The 24,623-nt window shown below is 61.6% G+C and carries 16 protein-coding genes and 1 pseudogene; 2 read left to right on the top strand and 15 right to left on the bottom strand.

The window, feature by feature from the left end:
• Positions 1-135: 135 nt before the first annotated feature.
• The 8 genes and pseudogenes from M3I56_RS20635 to M3I56_RS20600 all read right to left on the bottom strand — a co-directional run bounded on the left by M3I56_RS20635 (position 136) and on the right by M3I56_RS20600 (position 10,532).
• Positions 136-1,077: pseudogene (locus M3I56_RS20635) on the bottom strand (LysR substrate-binding domain-containing protein).
• A 169-nt stretch (positions 1,078-1,246) separates the two neighbouring features.
• Positions 1,247-2,110 (bottom strand): 4Fe-4S dicluster domain-containing protein, encoded by an 864-nt coding sequence (locus M3I56_RS20630; RefSeq protein WP_254355578.1) that lies wholly within the window; start codon positions 2,108-2,110, stop codon positions 1,247-1,249.
• A 10-nt stretch (positions 2,111-2,120) separates the two neighbouring features.
• A complete protein-coding gene (locus M3I56_RS20625; RefSeq protein ID WP_254355577.1) occupies positions 2,121-5,099 on the bottom strand; it encodes a molybdopterin-dependent oxidoreductase in 2,979 nt (992 codons plus the stop codon).
• 91 nt (positions 5,100-5,190) lie between these two features.
• Positions 5,191-5,346: a hypothetical protein gene (locus tag M3I56_RS20620; protein ID WP_254355576.1), complete on the bottom strand. Its 156-nt coding sequence runs from the start codon at positions 5,344-5,346 to the stop codon at positions 5,191-5,193.
• Between the two features lie 76 nt (positions 5,347-5,422).
• The gene (locus M3I56_RS20615; protein WP_254355597.1) at positions 5,423-6,127 is read right to left on the bottom strand and encodes an OmpW family protein; all 705 of its coding nucleotides are present in this window, start codon (positions 6,125-6,127) and stop codon (positions 5,423-5,425) included.
• Between the two features lie 359 nt (positions 6,128-6,486).
• The gene (locus M3I56_RS20610) at positions 6,487-8,475 is read right to left on the bottom strand and encodes an acyl-CoA synthetase (protein WP_254355575.1); all 1,989 of its coding nucleotides are present in this window, start codon (positions 8,473-8,475) and stop codon (positions 6,487-6,489) included.
• Positions 8,472-9,428 (bottom strand): fumarylacetoacetate hydrolase family protein, encoded by a 957-nt coding sequence (locus M3I56_RS20605; RefSeq protein ID WP_254355574.1) that lies wholly within the window; start codon positions 9,426-9,428, stop codon positions 8,472-8,474. Before M3I56_RS20605 ends, M3I56_RS20610 begins: the two co-directional genes overlap by 4 nt.
• A 33-nt stretch (positions 9,429-9,461) precedes the next feature.
• A complete protein-coding gene (locus M3I56_RS20600; protein WP_254355573.1) occupies positions 9,462-10,532 on the bottom strand; it encodes a VOC family protein in 1,071 nt (356 codons plus the stop codon).
• Positions 10,533-10,873: 341 nt separating this feature from the next.
• Between M3I56_RS20600 and M3I56_RS20595 the strand changes: the two genes are divergently transcribed.
• Positions 10,874-11,629 carry a TetR/AcrR family transcriptional regulator gene (locus M3I56_RS20595; RefSeq protein WP_254355572.1) on the top strand — a complete coding sequence of 252 codons (756 nt, stop codon included), beginning with the start codon at positions 10,874-10,876 and terminating at the stop codon, positions 11,627-11,629.
• A 68-nt stretch (positions 11,630-11,697) separates the two neighbouring features.
• Here M3I56_RS20595 and M3I56_RS20590 read toward each other — a convergent pair whose 3' ends face one another.
• The 6 genes from M3I56_RS20590 to M3I56_RS20565 form a co-directional block, all read right to left on the bottom strand.
• Positions 11,698-12,438 (bottom strand): membrane integrity-associated transporter subunit PqiC, encoded by a 741-nt coding sequence (locus tag M3I56_RS20590; protein ID WP_254355571.1) that lies wholly within the window; start codon positions 12,436-12,438, stop codon positions 11,698-11,700.
• Positions 12,435-14,030, bottom strand: coding sequence for an intermembrane transport protein PqiB (locus tag M3I56_RS20585; protein ID WP_254355570.1), 1,596 nt, complete (start codon positions 14,028-14,030; stop codon positions 12,435-12,437). Before M3I56_RS20585 ends, M3I56_RS20590 begins: the two co-directional genes overlap by 4 nt.
• Positions 14,031-14,038: 8 nt before the next feature.
• Positions 14,039-15,424 (bottom strand): PqiA/YebS family transporter subunit, encoded by a 1,386-nt coding sequence (locus tag M3I56_RS20580; RefSeq protein ID WP_254355596.1) that lies wholly within the window; start codon positions 15,422-15,424, stop codon positions 14,039-14,041.
• A gap of 173 nt (positions 15,425-15,597) precedes the next feature.
• Positions 15,598-17,073, bottom strand: a complete 1,476-nt coding sequence (locus M3I56_RS20575) for an efflux transporter outer membrane subunit (protein ID WP_254355569.1) — start codon at positions 17,071-17,073, stop codon at positions 15,598-15,600.
• Between the two features lie 2 nt (positions 17,074-17,075).
• A complete protein-coding gene (locus tag M3I56_RS20570; RefSeq protein ID WP_254355568.1) occupies positions 17,076-20,255 on the bottom strand; it encodes an efflux RND transporter permease subunit in 3,180 nt (1,059 codons plus the stop codon).
• Positions 20,252-21,433, bottom strand: coding sequence for an efflux RND transporter periplasmic adaptor subunit (locus M3I56_RS20565; protein WP_254355595.1), 1,182 nt, complete (start codon positions 21,431-21,433; stop codon positions 20,252-20,254). Before M3I56_RS20565 ends, M3I56_RS20570 begins: the two co-directional genes overlap by 4 nt.
• A 430-nt stretch (positions 21,434-21,863) precedes the next feature.
• On the opposite strand from M3I56_RS20565, the gene M3I56_RS20560 reads away from it, so the two are divergent.
• Positions 21,864-22,634, top strand: a complete 771-nt coding sequence (locus M3I56_RS20560) for a TetR/AcrR family transcriptional regulator (RefSeq protein WP_254355567.1) — start codon at positions 21,864-21,866, stop codon at positions 22,632-22,634.
• A gap of 143 nt (positions 22,635-22,777) precedes the next feature.
• On the opposite strand, the gene M3I56_RS20555 is transcribed toward M3I56_RS20560, so the two are convergent.
• Entirely contained in the window at positions 22,778-23,809 is a 1,032-nt protein-coding gene (locus M3I56_RS20555) for an AI-2E family transporter (protein ID WP_302056926.1), read from the bottom strand.
• Positions 23,810-24,623 lie beyond the last annotated feature (814 nt).

Here is a 24,623-nt window from a genome sequence, read left to right as displayed (position 1 = left end):
CACCCCAGACATCCTCTCCGGCGTCGCTCGTCTTGCGAATGCGTAGACGAGATCCAGGTGCGTGGCAAGCGGGTTCGTATGGACGAAAGCGACGAAATGTCGGGAAAGTCATCAAGCTCCTGACTACCCATTGCATCATCGGCGTTCCCGGGCGACCTGCGCACGAGTGGCACTGTCCTCGCCAACTTCGAAAAACTGCGCAGCGTGATCGATAAACGCTCTAACCTTCGCTGGCAACAATGCGCGCCCTATGTACGCCAGCCGGACTTCCGCCGCGGTATCCGTGATCTCAAGGTCTTCCAGAAGTCGAACGAGTCGTCCCGACTTGATGTCTTCTTCCACGAGCGTGATGGGAAGCAAACCAATGCCCAATCCTTCCAGAATGACGTCGCGGTTAAAGATCGGATTGTTCGAAGCTATCTCGTAGTTGATCGGGACAGCGATGTTTTCCTCTTCTATCCGAAACGAGACAAATGGCTTGTGCATCGACGGCGGAACCGTCACGAATGCATGTTGCTCAAGATCAGCAGGATGCCGTGGTCAGGGATGCCTGCCAAGGTAGGCTTCCGTTGTCACGATGACGAGTGGCAACCGCTGGAGAAGCCGTGTCACCGCCAGATCCGTTGCCAGCATGAAAGGCAGCACGATGCCCAGGTCGTAACCGTCGGCCGTCAGGTCAACGGGCCGCTCAGTTAGCGTGATATCGAGCGTGACGTTTCCATGTTTGCGTCTGAACGACGCAATCAACGGCGCCAGCCACGTCAGGGCAGCCGTCGTGTGCGCAACCAGTCGTAACACTCCCGTCGGCAGCCGGCCGTGGCCCGCAGCGCTCGCTTCCATGCAATCCAGATCGTCGAGGACGCGGCAACACCCCTCGTAAAAGCGCTCCGCGGCTTCCGTCAACGAAAATTGCCGAGTCGACCGGTGAAACAGTCGTGCTCCAAGGCGCTCTTCCAGCGACGCAATCGCCCGGGAAACGACCGAGGGGGACAGGTCCATCATTTCGCCAGCGCGTCGGAAGTTTTTGACTTCGACGATGGTGCGGAATGTTTGTATATTACACTCATTTCTGACTATTTAGTCAACAATGAAAATGTGGGCGTGAGTGAAAGAAAAGTCGATGCAGTACAGCCGCACGTGCTGTGGCTGCACCGCTTGCCCATACCAGCCGGCCCGCACAGCGCCCGTCCGGCGGCACTGACGGCCATCGGTCTGCCGTCTCCAGCATGGTTCTCCTGTTGTGGCGTCAGGCAGCCTCGACTTCGTTGGTCGACTGGACGAGTTCGATCTCGCCCAGATAAACGCTTTCGCCCATCAGACATTCACGCGACGCATTGCCGAGGTCATGACGTATCTCGATCCGATAGCGACCGCTGTCTTTGGCCAGGCCTGCGAACCGGAAATCGCCGAACGCGTCCGTGACGGTATCGGCCACCTTCTGGTCGCCCGTATGCAGCGCGACGGCGGCATCGGCGACGCATTCGACGATCTGCCCCACCTGTGCACTGACGCTACCGCCAATAAAGCAGGTATCCCAGCGTTCAAGGCCGCGATACCACACACGGGGCTTTGTCTTGAGTTTGGGCTCCAAAACCCTGAGTCCTTCCCGTCGTGCTTTCAGTGCCATCGCGGCGTCATCGAGCTTGACGGTTTCGAATACGCCCGTCGGGCATGACTGTTCGCATCGCGGATGCTGCCACCCCTGGTCGAGCAGATGCGCATCGAAGATCCAGGTCTGCGGCAGCTGCAGTGCCTCATTCCACACGATCGCCTTGTACGGACAGGCTTTCACGATGTCCTTTCTGCCTCGCGCCTTGTCCGGATCGATGATGACGATGCCGTCGGCGCGCTTGCGGATGGCGTCGCCGCCCACTCGCATGCATGGTGCATCGTCACAGTGATTGCACATGACCGGCAGGTACGTCGTCTCGACCAGGTGCGCGTCGCCCTGCACCCGGCGCAGGATGCGGATGGGGCTTTCGGCATCGGCCGCAGCGGGTGCCGAGTAGCCGGGAAAGTCGTTGCCTACGTGCTCGTCTCGCGCGGCGATCACGCAGTTCTGGCAGTTCTCGCACTGCCCGACCTTGATAACCAGATTCCACTTGCTCATTGCCTGCTCCTCACGCTACGCGACCGAGCATGAACGCGTCGGCGCCTTTCCACTTTTCAACCTGCACGAGGCATGAATTCGGGCTCATGCTGCTCGTGCCCGCCGTCTGGGACCGGTCAGGAGTGAGCATGTTCATGCAGCCGCCGATCTCGACACGCTCGCCGGCGATTTCGATGAGCTGGAATTCAGCGCTCGCCTCGTATGACTTGACCACGCCGGCGGCAAACAGAGGCGACACGTCAGCGGCACAAATGACAGCGCCGCGGTCGTTGTAGACCTTGACGAGATCGCGGTGGGCAATCCCCCTTGCCGCCGCGTCGGCGGGACCGAGCCGCAGCAACCAGAATCGATGCCCGCCGATCAAAGCGCGATGATCTTCGACGCTGTTGACCGAGGAATTCTTGCCGTCGCAATGCGTGTGGAAGCTGTACCGGCTATGAGTCGCAATCAGTTGCAGCGGATAGCGCTGGGCCAGTTCGCTGCGCAACCCTTCCCAGGACGGGATATACCGGTTCAGCGGCGGCCGCTCGGGGTTGTCGGCGGTGTGTCGCTTCAGCAACTCAGGTACGAACTCGATCTTGCCGCTGGGCGTCTGCAATCCCATGCCGAACTTTTCGGCGTACTGCGACGGCATGGGATGCGGTTCCTGCAGATCCTTGCGACGACCTTCCGCGAACCAGCGCATGTCGACCGGGTGGCGCAGTTCGGGCTTCTCGGGTGGTACGACGTAATAGCCTTTGCGGCAGAAGTTTCGCCACGAAATGTGATCCGGCAGATCCGACGAGTCGAATACCCTCTTGACCCAATCGAGTTCGCCGCATCCTTCGGTGAACACGCCGCCAAGCCCGAGACGGGTCAGAATCGCGGTGAAGATGTCGTAATCGGAGCGGGACTCGCCCAGCGGCTCGATGCATTTGTGTTGCATCATCACCATGCGATGATTGACAGTGCTGAAGCCGTGATGGGCATAGCCGCCCGAATTCGACCATTCGCCAATATCCCATCGTTCCAGCGACGTGCACGCCGGCAGAATGATATCGGCGAACTGCGCCTCGCCCTCCATCCAGATCGACTGGTTGACCACGAACTCGATGCTCGGGTGGCGGTAGGCGTCGGCCCAGCGTCCGGATTTCGTGACGGTGCTGAAAGCAGATCCGCCATAGCGATAGATCATGTGGATCGGCGAATAGCCTGGCATCGGGTAGCTGAACGGCGCGAACTGCGCTTCCTGTGACATGCCGTCCCACAGGTATCCCGTCGCATGGCCATTGATGATGGCATCGGGTAGCTGCTGCCGGGGAACCATCTGCTTGACGGGATTCATGGTCAGGATGTGAGGCATGCGCTGATAGTTGTTCACGGCATTGGCCGTCCACGCGAGGTCGCCAGACATGCCACCGTCTGCATAGCCCGGAAAATAGAAGTGCAGGTCATGCGGAGCGCCGAGTTCCAGACACCCAAAATTGACGCCTGGCTTGCCCCACCCCTGCATCGCCATCATCATGATCATGCAACGCGCCCATTGCGCCCCGGTCGCGCCGCGTCCTGCGCCGCCGAACCCCGCACCTGTCATGCCGACGGCGAGATAGACCTTCTTCTTGCCCCACAGGCGCGCGAGCGCACGCACATCCTTCGCTGGCACGCCAGTCTCGGACTGCTGCCATTCGGGAGTCTTCGGCACGCCGTCGGTTTCCCCCAGCAGGTAGGCGCGCCATTCATCGAAGCCAGTCGTGCGGTTGGCAACGTAATCCTCGTCGTACAGACCCTCCGCGACCCAAACGTGCATGATGGCGGTCGCGAGCGCGGCATCGGTTTGCGGGCGCACGGGAATCCAGCGCCCACCGAGCAACTGCGCGGTTGGATTGCAGTGCGGATCGATGTGAACGAACTCGATTCCCAGTTCCCTCGCCCATAGACGCCGCGGCGTGCCTTCGAATCCCGCGTACGCCCCGTTGGTGCTTTCCGGGTCGCAGGACCAGAAGACAACCATTTCCGCCTCCCTCAGGCAGTCTTCGATGCCGCCATAGCCTGACGGCACGCCCACGCGCATCGAGTTGCCAAAGTGATGCATCGCGCCCCAGTACCATCCCTCCCAGCTATCCGGATTCGCAGCCACCCGGGTGAAGCCAATCAGGTTGGCGAAGCGCGTTAGCGCGCTCAGGTAGTAGCCAACATTGCCCCACTGGTGATGGGACGACATCGGGAACGTAATCGAGCCGGGGCCGTGAACGCGTTTTTGCCGGTTAATCTCCTTCGCGACGATGTCAAGCGCCTCATCCCAACTGATGGGCACATAAGCCGACTTGCCGCGGTTCTGCGGATTGCGTTCCCCGTCAGGATCGAAGTCGACTCGCTTCATCGGACGAAGAATGCGCTTGTCCGAGTAGACGAGCGACTTGATCGCCAATGCGTGCGGTGCAACGAGGCCTCGCCGGGGCGGGCTAAACCGGCGTCCGCGCGCTTCGATCTCCCAACTCGGAGCATCCTTGCTGTCGAGATCGACAGGCGTCACGCGAATGATGCGACCATTTTTCACGTACACGAATAACGGGCCGCCGTTGGTGCACGTGGTGTAGCGCTGCGTGCCGTCGTACATGGGCGTACCCATCGGCAGGCTGATGGTTTGCATCATGCTCAGCGTTTGCATGAACCACACCAGCAGTTCATCGTCGCCTTCAGTAACCACCTTGAAATTTTTCGCTGCGTGAATGATCTCCAGGTAGTCCGGAGTGGCGGACAGAAATTTCAGTGCGGTTGCCACATCCTTGAAGAGCATGCGCACGTCGGGCTGCGGATGCCTGCCGGCACACGACCGGATGCGGCCGTTCTTGAGCTTGATGACGCGGCCGATGCTTTGATCCATGAGCCCGATCCACGCGACGAGATCGCGCTGCTTTAGCCGATCGCGATAGGCAGGGAAGCGGCGTGCCGTCAGGTCGAGGACCTTGGGCATAGCAAAGAGAATGGTCTTGAGGATCTGTCGTTTCACTTTTTGATCCAATGGGAAGGCTTCGCAGGTGCAAGCATCATGGAATTGCGGACCGGCTCCCCGAGCGGGCAAGCCGCTCAGGCGGGCGCGATCATGTCTGGTGGTGGTTTAAAGACCCGGGAAAGCCGGACCCCATTGCAGCAACGCCCTGTTGCCGATCCAGCAAACCGTAATCGACCATGAAGTCGCGGACGGCAGCCAGGTCCGGGTGGCGGAAAATAACGTATTCGATGTCTTCGATGAGCATGGAAAATCTCGCGATTGATGCGTTGGCGGCACGACCCGCCGCCTCGATTGATGGCTGGGAACGCGGGTCGTACTCGCTAGAATGTGTAGCCGACATTCAAAAATACGTTAATGGGTTCGATTCGGAGCGTCGACTTCGAAACGATCTGCGTTCCGTTTGCGGTCTGTCCGTATATGGTCATGTGCGTCTGGATCGGCATGTAGCCAACTGACGCTCCGACCGACCAGTGTTTGGAGAACGCGTAGCTTGCCCCGACCTCGAACACGGGGTTCCACGACGCACTGAGGGTCGCACGTATCGATCCGCCAGGACCGACACTATCCGTGATGAACTGGTTGTTGGTTGCGCGAACCTGGGTGAACCACGTGTAGTTCACGCCCAATCCGACGAAAGGACGAAATTTTGACTGAGCCTCAAACAGGTGATATCGAAGCTCGATGGCGGGCGGCATCGGCCTCGTCGTGCCGAGGGTGCCGTACTTCGAGAGCGTCCCGTCGCCAACAAGATTCACTGTTAGTGGCAGGCCAAAGAGGGTGGCGATGCCGATGTGGTCGGTCACGTAGTACTCGGTGGTGATGCCGAGCGTATTCGTTGACGACGCGTGCGCACCACTACCCGTTAATTGCTGATTGACCGGCATACCACCCACGCTTTCCACGGTAAGCGGCGTGGCATGACCCTGTGGCGCTACGTAAAGCCACCCTGTCGCCAGCGTGAAGCTTCCGGCCGATTGCGCATTCGCATTTCCAGCAAGCGCAGCCGAACAGATAAAACCCGCCATAACGGCAGGTCGAACATTTTTCCCGTAATTCCTCACGCGTCTTCTCCTGCCTCATCGGCTAAATATCTTTTTATCGTGCTCAGGGCTTTAACGAGCCGCCCATTGCTCCGTCTCGTTGGATCGGTCCTCGTATGTATAGACCGACTCGAAAAATCATCTCCTTTTATATAGGCATACTAAATACAATGAATTGATTTACCCGGATCCCCGCGTTGCTTCGTGCCTGTGCACCGTATCGAGTCCTGGGCTGCGTACGCCTGTTACTTCTCTTTGCCGTTCTGCGCGGTTGCCAGGTTTGACAAGTTGCCCGGCATGTTAGTGAACTCGCATCACAAGGCGCTCGGCCTGCGGTGCGTCTCTTACGTTGCGTTGCCGTCAACGCTGCCCCTGGAGCCCTCCGCGATAGCGATTGAGAACGCGAACGGAAAGCGTCCAAGCGCGGAAGTCGCCAATGGTTCGAGTGCTGCGTCGGAGAGTTCGACGTGAACGGAAATCCCACGCAAGGCTTCTTCAACGATGCTGACGGTTGCCCCCTCAACACCAGCTTCCACGAGCGCCGACCGCAGGGCATCTACGGTTTCGATCCGCTTCAGCGCGGGTTTGAAGATCTTGCCGACAGCCGTCAGGGGCATCGTTTCAACGATCCGTATGCCTTTGGGAAACGCGGCTCGCTCGCTGATCTCGTCACGCAGGAACGCCGCCATTTCTGCTTCATTTGCCGTTATGCCAGGCTTGAGCTGGACATAAGCGACCGGCAGTTCGCCTGCGTGCATATCAGGGCGCCCTACTGCTGCGGCAATCTGCACTGCGGGATGTCGGTGCAGCGCTTCTTCGATCGCTGCAGGATCGATGTTGTGTCCGCCCCGAATAATGAGTTCCTTCTTCCGGCCTGTGAGCCAGAAGTAACCGTCTGCGTCGCAGCGTCCCAGATCGCCGGTATTCAGCCATCTGCCGCCATCAGCCAGGTCCATCCAGATGCCGTTGTTCTGCTCCGGCCGCATATAGCCGATGAACACGTTCGGGCCGGAGATCAGCAGTTGACCAACCTCGTCCGCCACGCAGTCCCGCACATAACGGCCCGCTTCATCGGCCATCACGGCTTTCATGGCATGGCCCGGCAGACGAAGGCCGATCGAGCCGACCCGCCGTTCGCCAAGCGGCGGATTGACACTGCTAACGCAGGCACCTTCCGTGAGGCCATAGCCCTCGAGGATCCTGATTCCGGTTCGAGCCTGGAAAGCACGCAGCAATTCCACCGGCATCGGCGCGGCGCCACACAACCCGTATTCGAGCGAACTGATATCGCGGCCGCCGATGGGAACGTCCAGCAACGACCCAAAGAGGGTCGGCACGCCGCTAAAAAAGTTGATCCGGTAATGCTCAACGATATCCCAGAAGCGTTTGACGACGCCATCTCCGCGATAACCTTGCGGCGTGCCAAGCACGACGTGTGCACCGCGTGAAAACGGCAGCAGACCCGTCACCATCACGGCGTTCACGTGGAAAAGCGGCAATCCGCAGAAGATCGTCTTGCCTGGCGCAACGCTTTCACCGAGAAATTCTCCGGCGCTCCATGCATTGGCCACCTCATTGCCGTGCCGGCGCATCGCAATTTTTGGCAGGCCTGTGGTGCCGCCCGTGCAGAAGTAGGACGATACGTCGTCCCGGTTCATCCGGTGCGGGGTGGAGAGCGCTATGCCCGGCTCCCGTGCGACGGCTTCACCGAAGTCGTGGATGCTGATCCGCGAAGGAACCGCGCCTCGCACGCCCTCCTCGCCATGCAACCTTGAGCACTCGCCGCGCTGAAGCATTCGAGCCGCAAATCGCTGTTCGCCGGGTGCATGGTCGGCGAGGTTGACCAGCACGACATGCTCGAGCGAGGCAACCTTGTGCAAGACCGCCTGCACTTTCGGCCAAAGGTCCGTGCCGGGATACGGCGCCAAAGTGACAATCACGCTGGCGCCTGAGGCATTGAGCAGCTCGCCGATCGCGTCGCTTTCGAGCAGTGGATTGATTGCGCAGACAACGCCGACCGCCTCGCCGCCCCAGATCACAAAGTGCGTTTCTGGCAGATTCGGCAGTACATAAGCGACGACCGTGTCTCGCTGCACACCCAGCCGCGACAACATGTTTGCCGTACGTGTGATGTCGCGCACCAGTTCGATGTAAGTCCATCGCTCCGGGGTCGTGTAGTCGTCCGTGGTTGCGAAGAACGAAAGCGCGGGTGCAGTTGGATCAATGGCGGCGCCCCGGCAGATCAATTCGTAGGTGCTCGACGGTAGATCCGCCGGCTGCTGCCCCTGCGATTCGATAGCGAGGACGTCCTGCTCGTTTGCGACGCCTTTCATGCGGCCTCTGCGACGACGACGTTACGCTGGGTGCCAAGATCGATCGAGCCATCCTGGCTGACGATACGTGCTTCGACCACGTCGCCATCCTGAAGGTACTGCGGTCGCTCGGCTTGCAACGCGAGGAAAAGACGCCATTTCTCCACTTCGGGCAGCTGTGCCGCGGCGCGTTGCTTTTCCGGCGACGGAATGATCAGCGCGCAACCGGACGGCGTACCCGTTGCGAGCAAGTCACCCGCATGCAGGTCTTGAACGCCGGACAGCTCGGTCAATGTCTCTGCCGGACCGTAGACAAGACCCGAAGTGGAATCGTTCTGTCGAACCGTTCCGTTGACAGTCAGCGTCAGCACGAGCTCCTTGAGCTTCGGCATGTCGTGCTTCTCGAGCAGGCAAAGGTACGGGCCGACAGGGCCGAACGTGCGATAGCTCTTGCCCTTGTAGAACTGCATCTGTGGAATCTGGATATCGCGGGCGGAATAGTCGTTCACGATCACGGCGCCGGCAATGTAGTCGTGCAGGTTCTCGTCGGTAATCGTTGCGCGGGACGTGATGTCGCGTTTGAGGACAAGACCGAGTTCGATCTCGTAGTCGAGGAACTTCACTTCGTGCGGCTTCACCAGCTTCGAGTCCGCAGCAACGATGCAACTCGTGGCCTTCGTGAAGATCATGTTGAATTTCTTCGCGTCCGGGTCCATGCCGGATTCGATCATATGCTGGCGGTAGTTCGCGCCCTGGCAGATGAACTGCTGATTGGCGGTCACAGGCGAGAGCCACTGCACATCCGCTTCGGGAATCGTAGGGCCATTCAGCGTCATTAACCGCTCGACCGGATTGGCATGGACAAACTCAGCGGTCGTCTTGAACTCACCGGGAATCGGCGTGATAGCGTTTTGAGCCACTACGCCCCACTGGGCGCGACCATCGTGCAGATAATGCAGAACGTGAATTGCCATGTTGGCGGTCTCCGGATTCGAAAAAGGGGTACGTCAGGCAAAAATCTTGAACAGTGCCCGTAGCCTCGCCAGCGTGACGTCGGGGCTTCGGCGCAGGTTTGCGATCAGCGCCGCGATGCTCGCGGGCGTCAATCGGGGCTTGGTGAAGCTGCGCGGCATTGTCGGCCCCCACTGGGCCATCGCCTCGCGACTCACGCCATGGATTCCCGTCGGCGTGTCGCTGGTGAAAAGATCACCGTCGCAGTAGTGCTCATGCTTGTCTCCCCAAGGGTCCTGCCAGTAGTCGAAAATCTGGCTCCCGAGGATATGTCGGCCGATGCCCCACGCATGCGTCCATCCGCTCGTGCGCAGGACGCGCTGACCCATACCGACCGCGTCCGCATCGACGAGCTCGTAGGCGCTATGGCTGTATGTCGGGGCGAACGCCTGTGCCAGCGCAAGCGTGTGATGGTCGGCGGGTCTGTCGCCGAGATCGAGCCGCATGAACGCGACAGCCGGTGACCCATCGGGCAGCACCTGCACGTCGCTGGGGATAAAACCAAAATGGCGCGTGTACCACGCACAGGTTTCCTGATAGTCGGCGAGTTCAAGCACCACGTGCCCAAGCCTGATGACTTCAGGCGCGCTCTCGGGCGGTCGCTGAGTGCCGTTGACGCGAACGGCGGCATCGACGGAATTGAACGGCAACGGGAGCCGGTGCGGCAACGCGGAGGCGGGCGCCTGGCCCCAGAGCGCATCGACACGGAAACCGGACGGATCCGCGAGTTGCACCACATAGCCGCCGCCCGGCAACGCGGACGCTTTCACCTCCGACGCGCCCGGCAGCCTGGCGAGAGCGTCCAGTTCGGCTTCGCTGCCGACCTGCAGGCCGAACCCGACAAATCGCGCTTTGGACGCCTTGCGTACGACATAACAGAAGTGCGACGCGGCCGTACCGCGCAGAAGCAGCATCTCTTCGTCACGCGTTACCGTTCGAAGCCCGAAGTCATTGAGAAACCGTTCAGCTTGCCCGAGGTCCGGCCGATCGAACATGAGGTAGGCCAATGCGTTCGCTTTCGCCGTTGGATTCGGGTGACGAGCCGGCTGTGCAGTAGTCAGTTTCATGGCGGACGGTAATCAGGCAGTTGGGATGGGTGATGCAGCCCGCAGCGCGGGCGCGCCGCACCTCGGGAGCACGTGAGCGCTCGCAGGCTCACCGGACGGCCAATTTGCCGGCGCGGGAGGGACAGCGGCTCGTAATGCCCGGATGGGCAAATGGGGAAGGTGATGCCGGGCGCTCGGCGCAATGCCGATGCCGATTCCGATTGCTGTCTCCACAGTCACTCCGTCTGTTTTAGTTAGACCGGCTCTCGACAGCCTATGGTGACATTAAACTCATAGATGATCATTTTGTCAATATAGACATTCGAATCTATACTGTGGTCATGACCAGACTTGGATCCATCATGACAACCACGACCAAGCGCGGGGCGGCCAGGCGCTCCCCGCCAGCGGCGCCCGCCTCCCCGGCCGCCGTCATCGAAGAAAAAGAGCCTCGCGGTGCGCGCCGCAAGCGCGAGACGCGCGCACGTCTGCTCGACGCCGCCCTCAGGCTGATGGCCGAAAAGGGTATGGAAGGCGTGGCGATCAATGAAATCACAGAGGCCGCCGATGTCGGCTTTGGCTCGTTCTACAACCACTTCGAGTCGAAGGAGGTGATCTACGCAACGCTCGTCGACAACGTGTTCGAAGAGTTTGCGAACGTGCTCGATCGCCTCGCGGGGGGCCTTTCCGACCCGGCGGAAGTGGTGGCCGTCTCGGTGCGCCACACGGTCCTGCGTGCGCGGCACAATCCCGTGTGGGGACGCTTTCTGATACGCGAAGGGTTTTCTGAGCGTGCGTTGAGCCGTGGGCTGGGCCAGCGGCTCCTGCGCGACATTCGAAACGGCATCGCTGCAAAGCGATTCGTCGTCGCCGACCCGTTTATTGGCTATCTTGCAGTGGGTGGCACAGTGCTCTCTGCCATCGCGGCCGAACTGAACTATGTCGTGCCGGGCGCAAGCGCCGCGGGTTTGCTGAAGGAACTGGGATTCAGCGGCGAGCACTTTCCCGAGCGCACGGCAGCCATGTTGCTGCAAATGCTCGGCCTGAAACGCGCGGAGGCGGAAAAGATTGCCGCGCGTCCACTGCCCATCGTCGAGGAAGCCGACGAGGCAGCTTGAACGCGGCCAGTCGTGAGGGGAGCCGGTCTGGCAACCGGCCCCGTCCCGGCTGGCGATGCGCCGGGAATTTATGCCCCGGAGCGCGGAGCCGCCGCCCTGTCGACCGCGGTTCGCGCGCCGTCTATAAATTGCGGGCAGGACAGCGTTGTCATTCCCGTTCTGCTGGACGCGCCCGCAGGGCTAAACGGCCGATCCGCCGCGGTCGCAGCGAAGTTGCGCACGACCGCGGCTATCTGATCAGCGATCGCGTTGATCGCATGACGATGCCCGTCGACGATCGCCTGATACCCGCCAGACACGGGCTCGCTCACTACGCTGTGGCAACTCAGGGTCTCCAGGCCCGCAGACCTGCTCACACGCCATACGACGTCAACCAGTACGTGTGAACCCGGCCACGATTCAAAGCGCTGAACGTCGACGCCGACCTGATAGACGGGAACCTCCTCATCACGGCCAACTGCGTTGGCAGCGGGCGCGCCGGCCTGCTGGCTCACGCGAGCAGCCAGTGCATCGCGAATCTCGTCCGGAAGGGCCGACGACCAGCGATCGTCTTCGAGCACCCGCACCTGGGCCGGGTTGACCTGCACCACAAGCTGACTCCTGGCGACGGCGGCCGGCACCTTCACTGGGCGTACCTCGATCCGCAAAGCGGGGCTTGTCGTATTCTTGGCGATGGTCGGCTCTGCGTCGGTTCCGAGCGTATAAAAGCGCGTCGCGGGCGTTGCGCACGCCGTCAGAAGGGCCAGCCCAACGACAGAGACGAGTGTCCTCACCATGGTGCGGGACGAGCGGGATTGCATTGCGATCATTGCTGGTCTCCTTTTTTGCCAAACAGCAGCGCCTGCGGATGGCGCTCCAGGTATTCGGAGAGCGCATTGAGCGACTGCAGCGTACGTGTGAGTTGCTGCATGGCGTCCTGAACGTCCGACTGCATCGGCGCCGTCTGCCGCAGCGTCGATTCCGCGGTCGCGAAGGTCTTTTGTGCGGCAGCGAGCGTGTCGCGTGCTTGCGGCACGACCTCGGTGTCCATATGCCCGAACAGCTTGCTGGCGTTCTCCAGTGCACCGTCGAGGTGGGCGCCGATCCGGTCGAACGGCACCTGGTTCAGCTTCCTCGCGATGTCCGCCACCTGCACCTGGAGCTCGTCGAGCGTATTCGGCACGGTCGGCAGTTCGATCGGGTTGCTGTGCACGTCGACACTCGCGCGCGGCGCCTTCGGGAACATGTCGAGCGCGACATACAACTGTCCCGTCAGGAGATTGCCGGTCCGCAATTGGCCGCGCAGCCCTTCCGTCACGAGATGCTGCAGCATCTCGTGACCGCCGGGCGTGTCCGGCGCCGGCAGCGCCTCGCTGGAGCGCCGGCTGAGCCGGTCAGGGTAAAGCGCCATCGACACCTTCATGCTGAAGCTCTTCTGCTTTTCGTCGTACTCGATACCAATCTCGGTCACCTGCCCCAGCGCAATACCGCGAAGGTCGACAGGTGCGCCAACAGACAGTCCACGCAAAGACTGATTGAAACGCATGACGACATTGAGCGGCTGGCCGTCGGGCTCGCGCATGGCGTCCGATTCGTCCGCGGCGAGCCGGAACTCCGCCCTGTCTGCTGCCGGTCGGCCAGCGTCCTGCCCGGCCGGAGACTGGAACGCCAGCCCTCCGACGACGACAGTCGCGAGTGATTGCGTATTGAGTTTCAGCCCGTTGGAATCGAGACGCAGATCGACGCCGCTTGCATTCCACCACCGCGTATTGCTGCCGACGTACTGGTCGTACGGCGCATTCACGAAGACGTTCACGATGACGCCGGCGCCGTGTGGATCGAGGGAGTAGCCAATCACCTGACCCGCCTGGATGCGATGGTAGAAGATGGGGGCGCCGATATCGATCGAGCCCAGCGACTCACCTCGCAGCGTGTACTGGTGACCCGGCTGTCCCGTGGTGACAATGGGCGGGCTTTCAAGACCGAGGAACGCGGTTTGCCTCTCGGTCGAGCGCCCGATGTCCACGCCGATGTACGCACCAGAGAGCAACGTACCGAGGCCGGAGATGCCGTTGGCGCCAATGCGCGGGCGTACCACCCAGAATCGCGTGCCTTGCGTCGCAAATTTCCCTGCGTCCTTGCTCAACTGGACACTCACGATGACGCGCCGCAAATCGGTGGACAGCGCAATGGCTTGCACGACACCGATTTCAACGTCCTTGTACTTTACCTTCGTCTTGCCTGCCTCAATGCCCTCCGCGTTATTGAAGGTGACCGTCACGACCGGCCCCTTTTCTGCAACGGATCTGACCACCAGGGCAACCCCGATCAATGCAGAGATGAGTGGTACTAACCAGATGAGGGATGGCAGCCAACGTTTGCGCGGCTTGAATTCAGGTCCGGATAGATTGGAAAGATGCATCGTCTGTTTCAGGATATGCGATTGGTGGGGAGAGAAGCAGCCGGAACTTCATCGTTCGCAGTTGGAGCGTCACGCTGCCCCGCGTCCACGTTGTCCCAGATGAGCCGCGGATCGAATTGATGCGATGCGAGCATGGTCAGGATCACAACCGCTCCGAAAGCGAGGGCGGCCGGTCCCGCAGTGATGACAGCAAGCGAGCCGAAATGCACCAGTGTGACCGTCAGTGCAACGACGAAGACGTCGAGCATCGACCATCGGCCAATGCGCTCGACGAGCCGGTACAGGATTGATCTTTCACGAGCGCGCCATCCCGAACCGTGAGAAGCGGCTACCGTGAGAAGCGTGAGAACAACGAGCTTGAGAACCGGCACGAGAACGCTGGCGACAAAAACGACGACAGCAAGGGGCCAGTCTCCCGATGTCCAGAAATACGCGACGCCGCCAAGGATCGTGTCGTCTTCCGAACCGCCCACGGATGAGGCGTGCATGATCGGCAGCAGGTTCGCCGGAATATAGGCAAACGCGGCGGCAAGAAGCAGACTGGCCGTTCGCGCCAGGCTGTCCGGCCTGCGTTCGTGCAGCACATGCTGGCATCGGGAGCAGCGCTGGTGGGCCTCTCCTTCGATACGCGTCTGAACGAGTGCGCACGCGTGACAGCCGACAAGGCCGGCGCGTTGTGCCGTGATGGCGGGCGGTGAGCCGGCTTTGCGCGCCCCCAATGGCCGTGTGAAACGCCCTCGCCCTGTACTGACTCTCGACCAGCGAACGTCCGCAATTCGAGCACACCTGATTTCGTCACGGACCGCCCAGAGCCTGCTCGGGTCGAATGAAGCAACAACGCCCAGCATGACAGTCAGCGCGCCCGTTGCGAACAATCCCGGTCCCGGGATCACTTCCGCGATGCTGACCATTTTCACGATCGTCACCAGCACGCCGAGCATGAACACCTCGATCATGCCCCACGGCCGAACGAGCTGCACGAGACGCACCATCGCGTTGAATTGAGGTGGCAGTTTGCCTAGCCGGAGCGGCACCAGCACATATAGCAATGAGAGCAGTTCGATCAACGGGAAGAGTACCGCCGAGCAGAACACCATGATCGCGACGACGCGCATGTTGCCGGACCAAAGCGAGCGCACGGCGCCAAACAGCGTCGCCTCGGATGTCATGCCGTTCGCGCGTAGCTCGATCACAGGGAAACTCTGCGCGATGCAAAAAACGATCAATGCGGCGAGCGTCACAGCGCAAATCCAGTCAAGCGGCCATCCGCTACCCGGTAGCGCTGTCATGCCCGCACCGCAGCGCGAACAAGCTGCGCGGCGCCCTTTGACACGGGAAGGCTTGCGAAACAGCAGATCGCATTCGTGGCAGGCAATTAGTCTCTGATATTCCATACGGAAATAAAGCGGAAATCCGGGGGCATTCACACTGGCGCAACGGCCGAATCACGCGGCCGGCGCGGTGGCCCGTCAATTGATGTGTCCAACGGCCATCGCGTGGCTCGAGCCACTGCTGAACGGCGAGGGCGGTCCTGGCGGATCGCCCTCGCGTTTCACGAACGCCTGGGTCAATGCGTCGATGCGGTCGTCTGCTGAGTCTGCTGAGCCGGGGGCACTTCCCCCATCGCCTGGAACAGTGCGGCTGTATCGCTCATGCGCTGGCTCGCTGCGCGCACTGCGCCGATCTCTGCGTTCAGATACCGCGACTCGCTCGCGTGCGTTGCCGCCGAAGGCAGCGAGCCCAGGCGGTGGCGCGACGCCGTGTCCTCGAATGCCGTCCGCGCGGCGTCAGCGGCGACTTCGCTCGACGCGAGGGTCTGTGCGTCGTTATCCAGCGCGGCGAGCGAATTCGCCACGTCCTGGAACGCCGAAAGCACAGTGGACTTGTAATGCAGCACGGTGGCGTCGTAAGTATCGACCGATGCACGGCGTTGCGCGAACAGCGCGCCGCCATGGAAGATCGGCTGCGAGAGGCTCGCGCCGATAGCCCAAAGGCCGCCCGCGCCCGAAACCAATGCCGGCCAGCTGAAGCCGCCGCGACCCATCGCGCCCGTCAGCGACAGGCTCGGGAAAAGTTGCGCCGTTGCCTCGCCCACATCGGCGGCCGCCGCCTTGACGGCGCCGTCGGCTGCCTGGATGTCCGGGCGCGAGCGCAACAGGTCCGAAGGCACGGCGACGGGCACGTGCTCTGGCAACGACAGGCTGTCCAGATCCGGCACGCTCGGGGCATTGTCCGGTGTACGGCCGATCAGCACCGCGAGTGCATGAACCGCAGTCGCGCGCTGCTGACGCAACTCGGGCAACGTCGCCGCGATGGAAGCCGCGTCCTGTTTCGACGCAAGCGCCTGGACGCGCGATACTGCGCCCAGCGCGTAGCGCTGCTCGTCCTCGTTCGCCGCATCGTTCGATACGGCAACGAGCCGCTCGGTGAGCGCAATCTCGCGATCGAGTGCCGCCACATTGATCGTGGCTGCCACGATGTTTGCAGCGAGCGCACGGCGCGACGCTTCGAGTTCGAACGCCTGCACATTCACACGGGCCGCGCTCGCCAAGTTCGCATAGCGCGTCTGGCCGAACAGGTCGAACGTGTAATGCGCGAGCAACTGCCCGGCAAAGAAGTTGTATTGCACTTGCTCGGGGAGGCCAAGCTGGGGCGCGACCGGTGAACGGGCGCGCTGGACCTGCGCGGCGCCGTCGATCGATGGCAGCGTCGATGAGCCGATCTGCGCGCGCAGTTGCTCTTGCGCCGCAGCGAGCGTACGCTGCGTCGCCGCAAGCGTCGGGCTGTTGCGCAGTCCTTCGTCGACGAGCGCATCCAGCGCGGCGCAGTGGTAGAGCCGCCACCATTGCGGCCCGGGCGTGTCGCCGACATCGAAGGTCTGCGCAACGCCACCCGCGGCCACCGTCTTCGCCGGCTGCGCCTGCGCACCGTAGTGCTCGGGCGACGGCATGGCCGGCGCCTCGCCGCTCGGCCCGAACGAGCACGCCGTCACAGCGAGTCCCGCGGCCACGGCCAGCACGGATGTCTTGTAGGTAAAAGTCATGATCAACCCTCCGTATGCTCGACGACGACCGGTTGCTCGCCGCGCTCGTCACGACGGACCCTGAAGCACGTCGCGTAGAGCGCGGGCAGGAAAAACACCGTCAGCACCGTGGCGGTGGTGATGCCGCCCATCAGCGCGGTCGCCATGGGTCCGAAGAAGCCGGAGCGCAGCAGCGGAATCAGCGCGAGCACGGCGGCGGCGGCGGCGGCCGTCAGCATGATCGGCCTGAAACGCCGCACCGTTGCGCCGATAATGGCGTCAAAGCGCGGGTGCCCCGCCGCGATGTCCTGATCGATCTGGTCCACCAGAATGACGGAGTTGCGCATGATGATCCCGAACATCGCGATCACACCAAGCAACGCGACGAAGCCAAACGGTTTGCCAAACAGCAACAGCGCAGTCACCACGCCGATCAGACCCAGCGGTGCGGTGAGCACCACGATGAAGGTGCGCGCGAAGTTCTTCAGCTGGATCATCAGCAGCGTCAGCACCGCAATGATCATCAGCGGCATTTCCGCGTTGATCGACGTCTGGCCCTTCACGCTCTCCTCGACCGCCCCGCCCACCTCGATCCGGTAGCCCACAGGCAGCTTTGCGCGCACAGCCGTGAGTGCGTTCTCGATGTCGTGCGTCACGTCGATGCCCTGCGCGTCGCCGCGCACGTCGGCCTGCACGGTGATGGTCGGCTGGCGGTCGCGCTCCCAGATCACGCCGTACTCGAGCGTGTCGCGCACATGTCCGAGCGAGCCGAGCGGAACCGGGCCGTTCGGTGTCGGAATCGCAAGGCTCGTGAGCTTTGCGGGATCGACGCGCTCGCTCTTCGGCGCACGCAGATCGACGTTGATCAGCTTGTCGCGCTCGCGGTACTGCGTGACGGTGTAGCCGGACAGCGTCATGGCGAGGAAGCTCGAAACGTCCGCTGACGTGACGCCAAGCTGGCGCGCGCGGTTCTGGTCGATCTCGAACGAGATCGAGCGTTCGGCCGGCTCGTCCCAGTCAAACTGGACGTTGCGCGTGCGCGAATCGGCACGGACTTTCCCCGCGACCGTTTCCACGATCGATCGCACCGTCGCGATATCGTCACCGCTCACGCGGAACTTGATCGGAAAGCCCACGGGCGGACCGTTTTCGAGTCGTGCCACACGTGTGCGAGCTCCGGAAAAGTCCTTCTCCAGTTTCGCGTCGAGCCAGTGCATCAGTTCCTCGCGTGTTTCGACGTCTTTGGCCGTGATCACGAACTGCGCGAAATTGGGCTGCTGCAGCTGCTGGTCGAGCGGGAGATAGAAGCGCGGGGCACCCGTGCCGACGAAGTCGACGAAATGGTCGATCCCGGGCTTGCCATCGAGGACCTTCTCGAGGCGCTTTGATTCACGTAACGTCGCCTCGAACGAAGCGCCTTCCGGCAGCCTGAGGTCGACCAGCAGTTCGGGCCGCTCGGAGTTCGGGAAGAACTGCTGCGGCACGCGCGTGAATGCCGCCATCGCAATAACGAAGAGCACGACGGTGACCCCGAGCACGACCCAGCGTCGGTCGATACACGACGCGACCCAGCCCGACAGACGCCGGTAAAAGCCCGTGTTATAGACATCATGTTCATGGTCATGGCCACCGCTCGCGTGAGCCTTGCTCTCCGGAAGCAGATGGAAGCCCAGCAACGGCACCAGCACGACTGCAGCGAACCACGAAACGACGAGCGCAATGGCCGATACCTCGAAGATCGAGCGTGTGTATTCACCCGTGCTCGATTTCGCGAGCGCAATCGGCAGGAAGCCCGCGACCGTGACGAGTGTGCCCGTCAGCATCGGGAATGCGGTGCTCGTGTAGGCAAAGGCCGCCGCGCGCATGCGGCTCCAGCCCTGCTCCAGCTTCACGGCCATCATTTCGACGGCGATGATGGCATCGTCGACGAGCAGCCCGAGCGCGAGTACGAGCGTACCGAGCGAAACCTTGTCGAGCCCGATACCGAATAGATGCATGCACAGCGCCGTCACGGCCAGCACAATCGGAATCGTGATGACGACGACCATGCCCGTGCGCAGGCCGAGCGAAACGAGGCTGACCACCAGCACGATCGCCACCGCTTCGCCAACCGCCTCGACGAAGTCGTCTACAGAGTGCTTGACCGCGTGCGGCATGCTTGAAACCGGCACGAGCTTCAGGCCGGCCGGCAGCGACGCCTGCAATTCCGCCGTCTTCGCGTCGAGTGCCCGGCCGAGGTCAATGACGTCGCCCCCCTTTTGCATCGTTACCCCGATGCCGAGCACAGCGTGGCTGCCAACGCGCATCTGCGTGACGGGCGGATCGTCATAACCGCGCTTGATGGTTGCAATATCGCCAAGACGGAACGAGCGGTTGTTGACCGTGATCAGCGTGTCCGCGAGCGCCTGTTCATTCTTGAACGCGCCGCTCGGCCGCACGAATATGCGGTCGTCCGCCGTCGTAACGGTGCCGACGGGTGCGACGGTGTTCTGCGCGTCGATTGCACGAGCGAGTTGCTGCGGCGTGATCGACAGACGCGTGAGTTGCGCGTTCGAAATCTCGACAAAGATATGCTGATCAGGGTCACCGAAGTAATCGACCTTCGCGACGCCCGGCACGCGCAACAGAACCGTGCGCAGCTGATCCGCATAGTCATGCACTTGCGCGGGCGTAAAGCCATCGCCTTCGAGCGCGTAGATGTTCGTGTAGACGTCACCGAACTCATCGTTGAAGAAGGGCCCGGCCGTTCCCCTCGGCAGCGTCGCCGCGATATCGCCCACCTTCTTGCGGACCTGGTACCAGGTCTCGGGCACCTCCTTGACAGGCGCCGAGTCCTTCATCGCGAAGAAGATCATCGACTCGCCGGGGCGCGAGTAGCTCTTGATGTTGTCGACATACGGCGCCGCCTGCAGCTGGCGGCCAATCCGGTCCGTGATCTGTTCCTGCACTTCGCGGGCGGTCGCGCCCGGCCAGTACGTCTTGATGACCATCGTCCGGAACGTGAACGGCGGGTCTTCCGATTGCGCAAGATGGGTATAGCCAATCACCCCAAAAAGCGTGGCCAGCCCGATCAGAAAAATCACGAGCTGCTGGTGCCGCAGCGCCCATGCAGAGAGGTTGAAGCCCGTACCGCTAGCGCTTTGCTCGCCAGAAGCGTTCGCCGGCGCGCTGTCGAGCGCGTGCTCGTGGTCGCGCGCGTTCATACCGAGGCGTCCTCTGAATGCAGCGGAGGCACCACTTGCACATGCTGCCCGGAACTCACGGCATGCACGCCCTGCAGGACGACGCGGTCGCCATCGTGCAGTCCCGAACTGAACGAGACAGTGCGTTCGTCGTACCGCTCGATCGTGACCGGGCGCAACTCTAGCGTGTCGCTGCCTCTACGCACCACCCACACGGCCGGATTCTCACCCTTGTGGAAGAGCGCCGTCACCGGCAGCGTAAAGACCTGACTGCCGGCAGCGAGATCGTCGGCTGCGCTGAATGCCACATTGGCGGTCATGCCAAGACGCACCTCGGGACTCGGTGCGGTCAGCGTGAGCTTCACACGCCACGTGCGGCTTTGCGTGTCGGCCGCAGCCGAAACCTCGCGCACCCGCGCTTCGAAAGTCTTGCCGGGCAGCGCGGGCAACGTGACGCGCGCGTTGCTACCGACAGCGAGAGCGTTCAGCGTTCTTTCAGACGCGTCACAAACGACATCGACGTCGCCCGTCCAGTCGAGGTGGTACACAGCCTGGGTTGCCTGAACGTTCTGGGCGGTATCCACATCCTCGGAAGTGATGACGCCGTCGTGGTCCGCGGTCAGCGTCGCATAGCGCAGATGATCCGTCGCGAGCGCCATCTGGGCGAGCGCGGAAGTGCGCTGCGCAAGCGCCGAAGCGTAGGCATCCTCGGTCTGCTCCAGTTGCGCGGGAGCAATCAGGTTCGCACGCGCCTGAGCCTGATCACGGTCGAGCTGCTGCTTTGCAAAAACGAGGCGATGCTCAGCCGCGTCGAGCTGCGCGCGCGCATTGACGAGGTTGTTCTGCAGATCCGTCGGGTCGAGCAACGCAACCACCTGTCCCGCCTTGACGGTATCGCCGATATGCACTCGCCGCTCGATGACCTTGCCTCCCACCCGGAACGACAGTGGCGTCGAATAACGCGCCTGTACCTGTGCCGGCAGCGAGTTGCTCTCAGCGTGCCCATCCGGATGAACCGCAAGCGCAACGACGGGCTTGGCCTCCGGGACGACGGCATCAGTCTGGTGGCATGCACAAAGAGCGATGGCGCTGCACGCCGCAACGACGACAGTCAACTTGTGCGTCGACGGAAAGAAGGAAGGCAGGAGGGAGCGCACTCGTTTCAGCGCGACAAGACCGGGTTGTTTCACGATGTTCACAAGGCAGGTGATGAATACAGGTAGAAAAGTCATCCGCGCCGATGGCTAGTCGCGCCTGCAAGAAGCGCGCGTTGCCCGTAGCGCGAAAACGAAGCCATTGATGCGGAACGGATCCTCTTCGACGACCCCATGGACCGGCGGCCCGAGCTTTGTTGACAGGCCATCGCAGCGGATCGCCACACGTGTCTCGAAGCGGCTCGGCACCATCTGATAGACGCATTCGCTGATGCATGCGCGCCTTTCTGCGCGGCGCCCGCGGACTTTGGCGCCAGGTATCTACCAGCGTCTCGCAGACGCTTTCGTTGCCCGTGGATCCAGACTGTTTTCCGCTTCCACCGTCGCAAGGATGACATTAAACCCATTACTGATGCTATTGTCAATAATGACATTTAAATCTAAACTCTGACAATATATGGTTCCAGGAGCTGACATGCCCAACGTCCCGCTTTCCCGCACGAGTCGTCGGAAACTGGCGAAGGCGCCAGTTTCCGGTCGCGAGTCCACCGCAACGCGATCGCCGCGCGTGGCCCGACGTAAGCTCGAAACGCGGCTTCGTTTGCTCGATGCCGCGTTTGCGCTGGTGACGGAAAAGGGAATGGAAAGCGTCACGATCACCGAGATTACGAATGCCGCCGACGTGGGATTTGGGTCCTTCTATAACCACTTCGATTCAAAGGAAGGGATCTTCGCCGCGCTCGTCGAATGGTTATTCGAGGAATTCGCGACTACGCTTGATCGTCTCGCAACCGGGTTGTCCGACCCGGCCGAAGCGATCGCAGTGTCGGTACGTCATACGCTTTTGCGGGCCTACCGGGAGCCGGTTTGGGGGCAACTACTGATACGCGAAGGGCTATCTACGCGGGTACTGAGCAGGGGGCTGGGTCAGCGGCTACTGCGGGACACGAAGCGAGGGATTTCGGAACGACGCTTCATGGTCGCGGACGAACTGCTATGCGTGTTTTCCGTCATCGGCACTGTCGTCGCTGCAGTAGCTGCTGAGCTTCACCTCTCTGGATCTTCAAAGCGGGCGGTTCGCGCACGAAAGGCCCTTCGATCCAGGCACGAAAAGTTCGCCGAGAGCACGGCGGCCATTGTGTTGCAGGCGTTCGGCCTCAAACGCACTGAAGCCGAAAGGATTGCTCATCGCCCCCTCCCTGCGCCCCCACAAGCGGCGAGCGTTTCAAGCGAAACGGCGGCATGACGCCAGGCACGGAAATACCGCTTTAACGCTTCAGCATTGCTTCAGGAAAGCTAATGCTTCAGCGACGGCAGGCTCCGGCAGACGATCGAGCATCATCCGCCGCCTGCCGGTACACTGCGCAGCGACCGCTGATCTCCAAACGATCAGTCCCGGTAAAGTGTGCTTTCAAGACAGCCCCACCGTAGTGCTCGCAACGCCGAATCAACGACGGCACTCACAGGCAGCGCAAGCAGCACGCCGAAGAAACCGAACAGTTGCCCAAACGCCAGCAACGAGAAAATAACCGCCAGCGGATGCAGGCCGATGCGCTCGCCAACGAGCCTGGGTGTAAGAACGACACTCTCGATGATCTGTCCGATTCCGTATACGGCGACCACCGCTGCGAAACCGTACCAGTTCCCAAATTGCAGAAACGCAGCGAGTAGCGCAAGAGCCAGCGCGGTCGAGAATCCAATATAGGGGACGAAGACGGCAAGTGCGGTGAGAAGGCCGACAGGCAGCGCGATGTCCAGTCCAGCGATCGCCAGAGCCGTGGGGTAATACACCGCAAGTATCACGACGACGAGCAGTTGCCCATGGAGATACTGCGCCAGCATGTGGTCGATCTCCGCAACAAAGTGCCGAGTTCTTCCGAGCCAGCGCCGCGGCACAAAACTCTCCATGCGCTCCAGCGCCTCGTGCCTGTCGTGGAGCAGATAGAAAAGGACGAGCGGCACTAGCACCACATTGCCCGCGAGGTTCATCATCATATTGCCGCTCGTACGCACGTACTGCCACGCAGCGAGGACAGCGCCGTGCTCGCCTGATATCAGTCGCGCCGTCAACGCGTCGCGGACATTCGCCAGATCGAGCGAGTAGTTGATTCCCAGGAAAGCCAGCCGGGGTTGCAGCGTAGCGTCGAGTTTGGCTGCCAACGAAGGCACCTGTTTTGCGAGTTCGGGCCCCTCCCTCTGGATGACCACGAATACCAGCAAAATGAGCAGCATGACAAGCAAGGCGAACACGGAAATCATGACAAACGCGGCAAGACCGCGTGGTGCGCGATGACGTACCAGCCACTCCACGCCCGGTTGCAAAACGTACGCGATCATGGCACCGAGCAGAAACGGCGTCAGGACGGGACGCAGGCTCCATAACAGGACGCCAGCCGACGGGGCAACGGCTCCCCAGAACAATGATTGGCGATGGTAGGCAGTCGTAGGTACGCCCTTCCGGCGTTAAATCATCTGTTCGGCACGCGAGCGGCGCCGGTCATGGTTTGTATCCGCGCATCGCCGAAATTCCTGCCAACCATGGACATAGAATCATGCACGGCGGCCGGGCGGTGCACTGCAACGATCCGCCGTCGCAGCCCGGCAGATCCACCGGTACCGAAGGCCAAATGCCAGCGAATGTTTCTCTGCAGTGGGGGCATTCGTTACGCGTTTACGGTTGCCGAAGCAGCAAGATTTGCAAGCAAAAGCAGCGCTTTCCGTTTCATGTCACTGTCGCAAAATGGGCTGAGCCTGGATACGCCGCCTGTACCCTGCTGTGGTCACCACGCATTTGCGCGCACCCGCATCGGGAACGGTCGAGGCGCCAGCGCTTCGCATACATGATATTATTATCATAATTGGGCTGTTCGTCAACTACTGCCTCGCCTGCCTTCTTCCACGATTTACGCGGCCGTGTGCAGTAGAGCGCTATCTCCCATATGGAACCGCTTGCCGGCCGGCGTGACCAGAGAAACCAGCTTACTCAGTTCAGTACCGTCCGGCTGCACGCTGTGGAATACCTGACGACCGCTTTCCATTCGTATGTTTTACCGCCGTGCATGAATCCGATACCTGATGGACGAGGTGATTACGGGAAGTATATGCGCCGCAGACGTTGAATTAACGCTCGCAATTGTTTGTTTCCATCTCGCCAACGCGCGAGCAAAGCCCGCCCCGCCCGCCGGATAAATCGGCGTAGTGCACAATGAGGCGAGGTGCATAGTGATGCGTCAAA

The organism is Paraburkholderia sp. CNPSo 3281, assembly GCF_024206515.1.
Taxonomy (GTDB): Bacteria; Pseudomonadota; Gammaproteobacteria; order Burkholderiales; family Burkholderiaceae; genus Paraburkholderia; species Paraburkholderia nodosa.
Note: the sequence above shows the minus strand (reverse complement) of the source record. Positions and strands in the feature narration are given on the sequence as shown.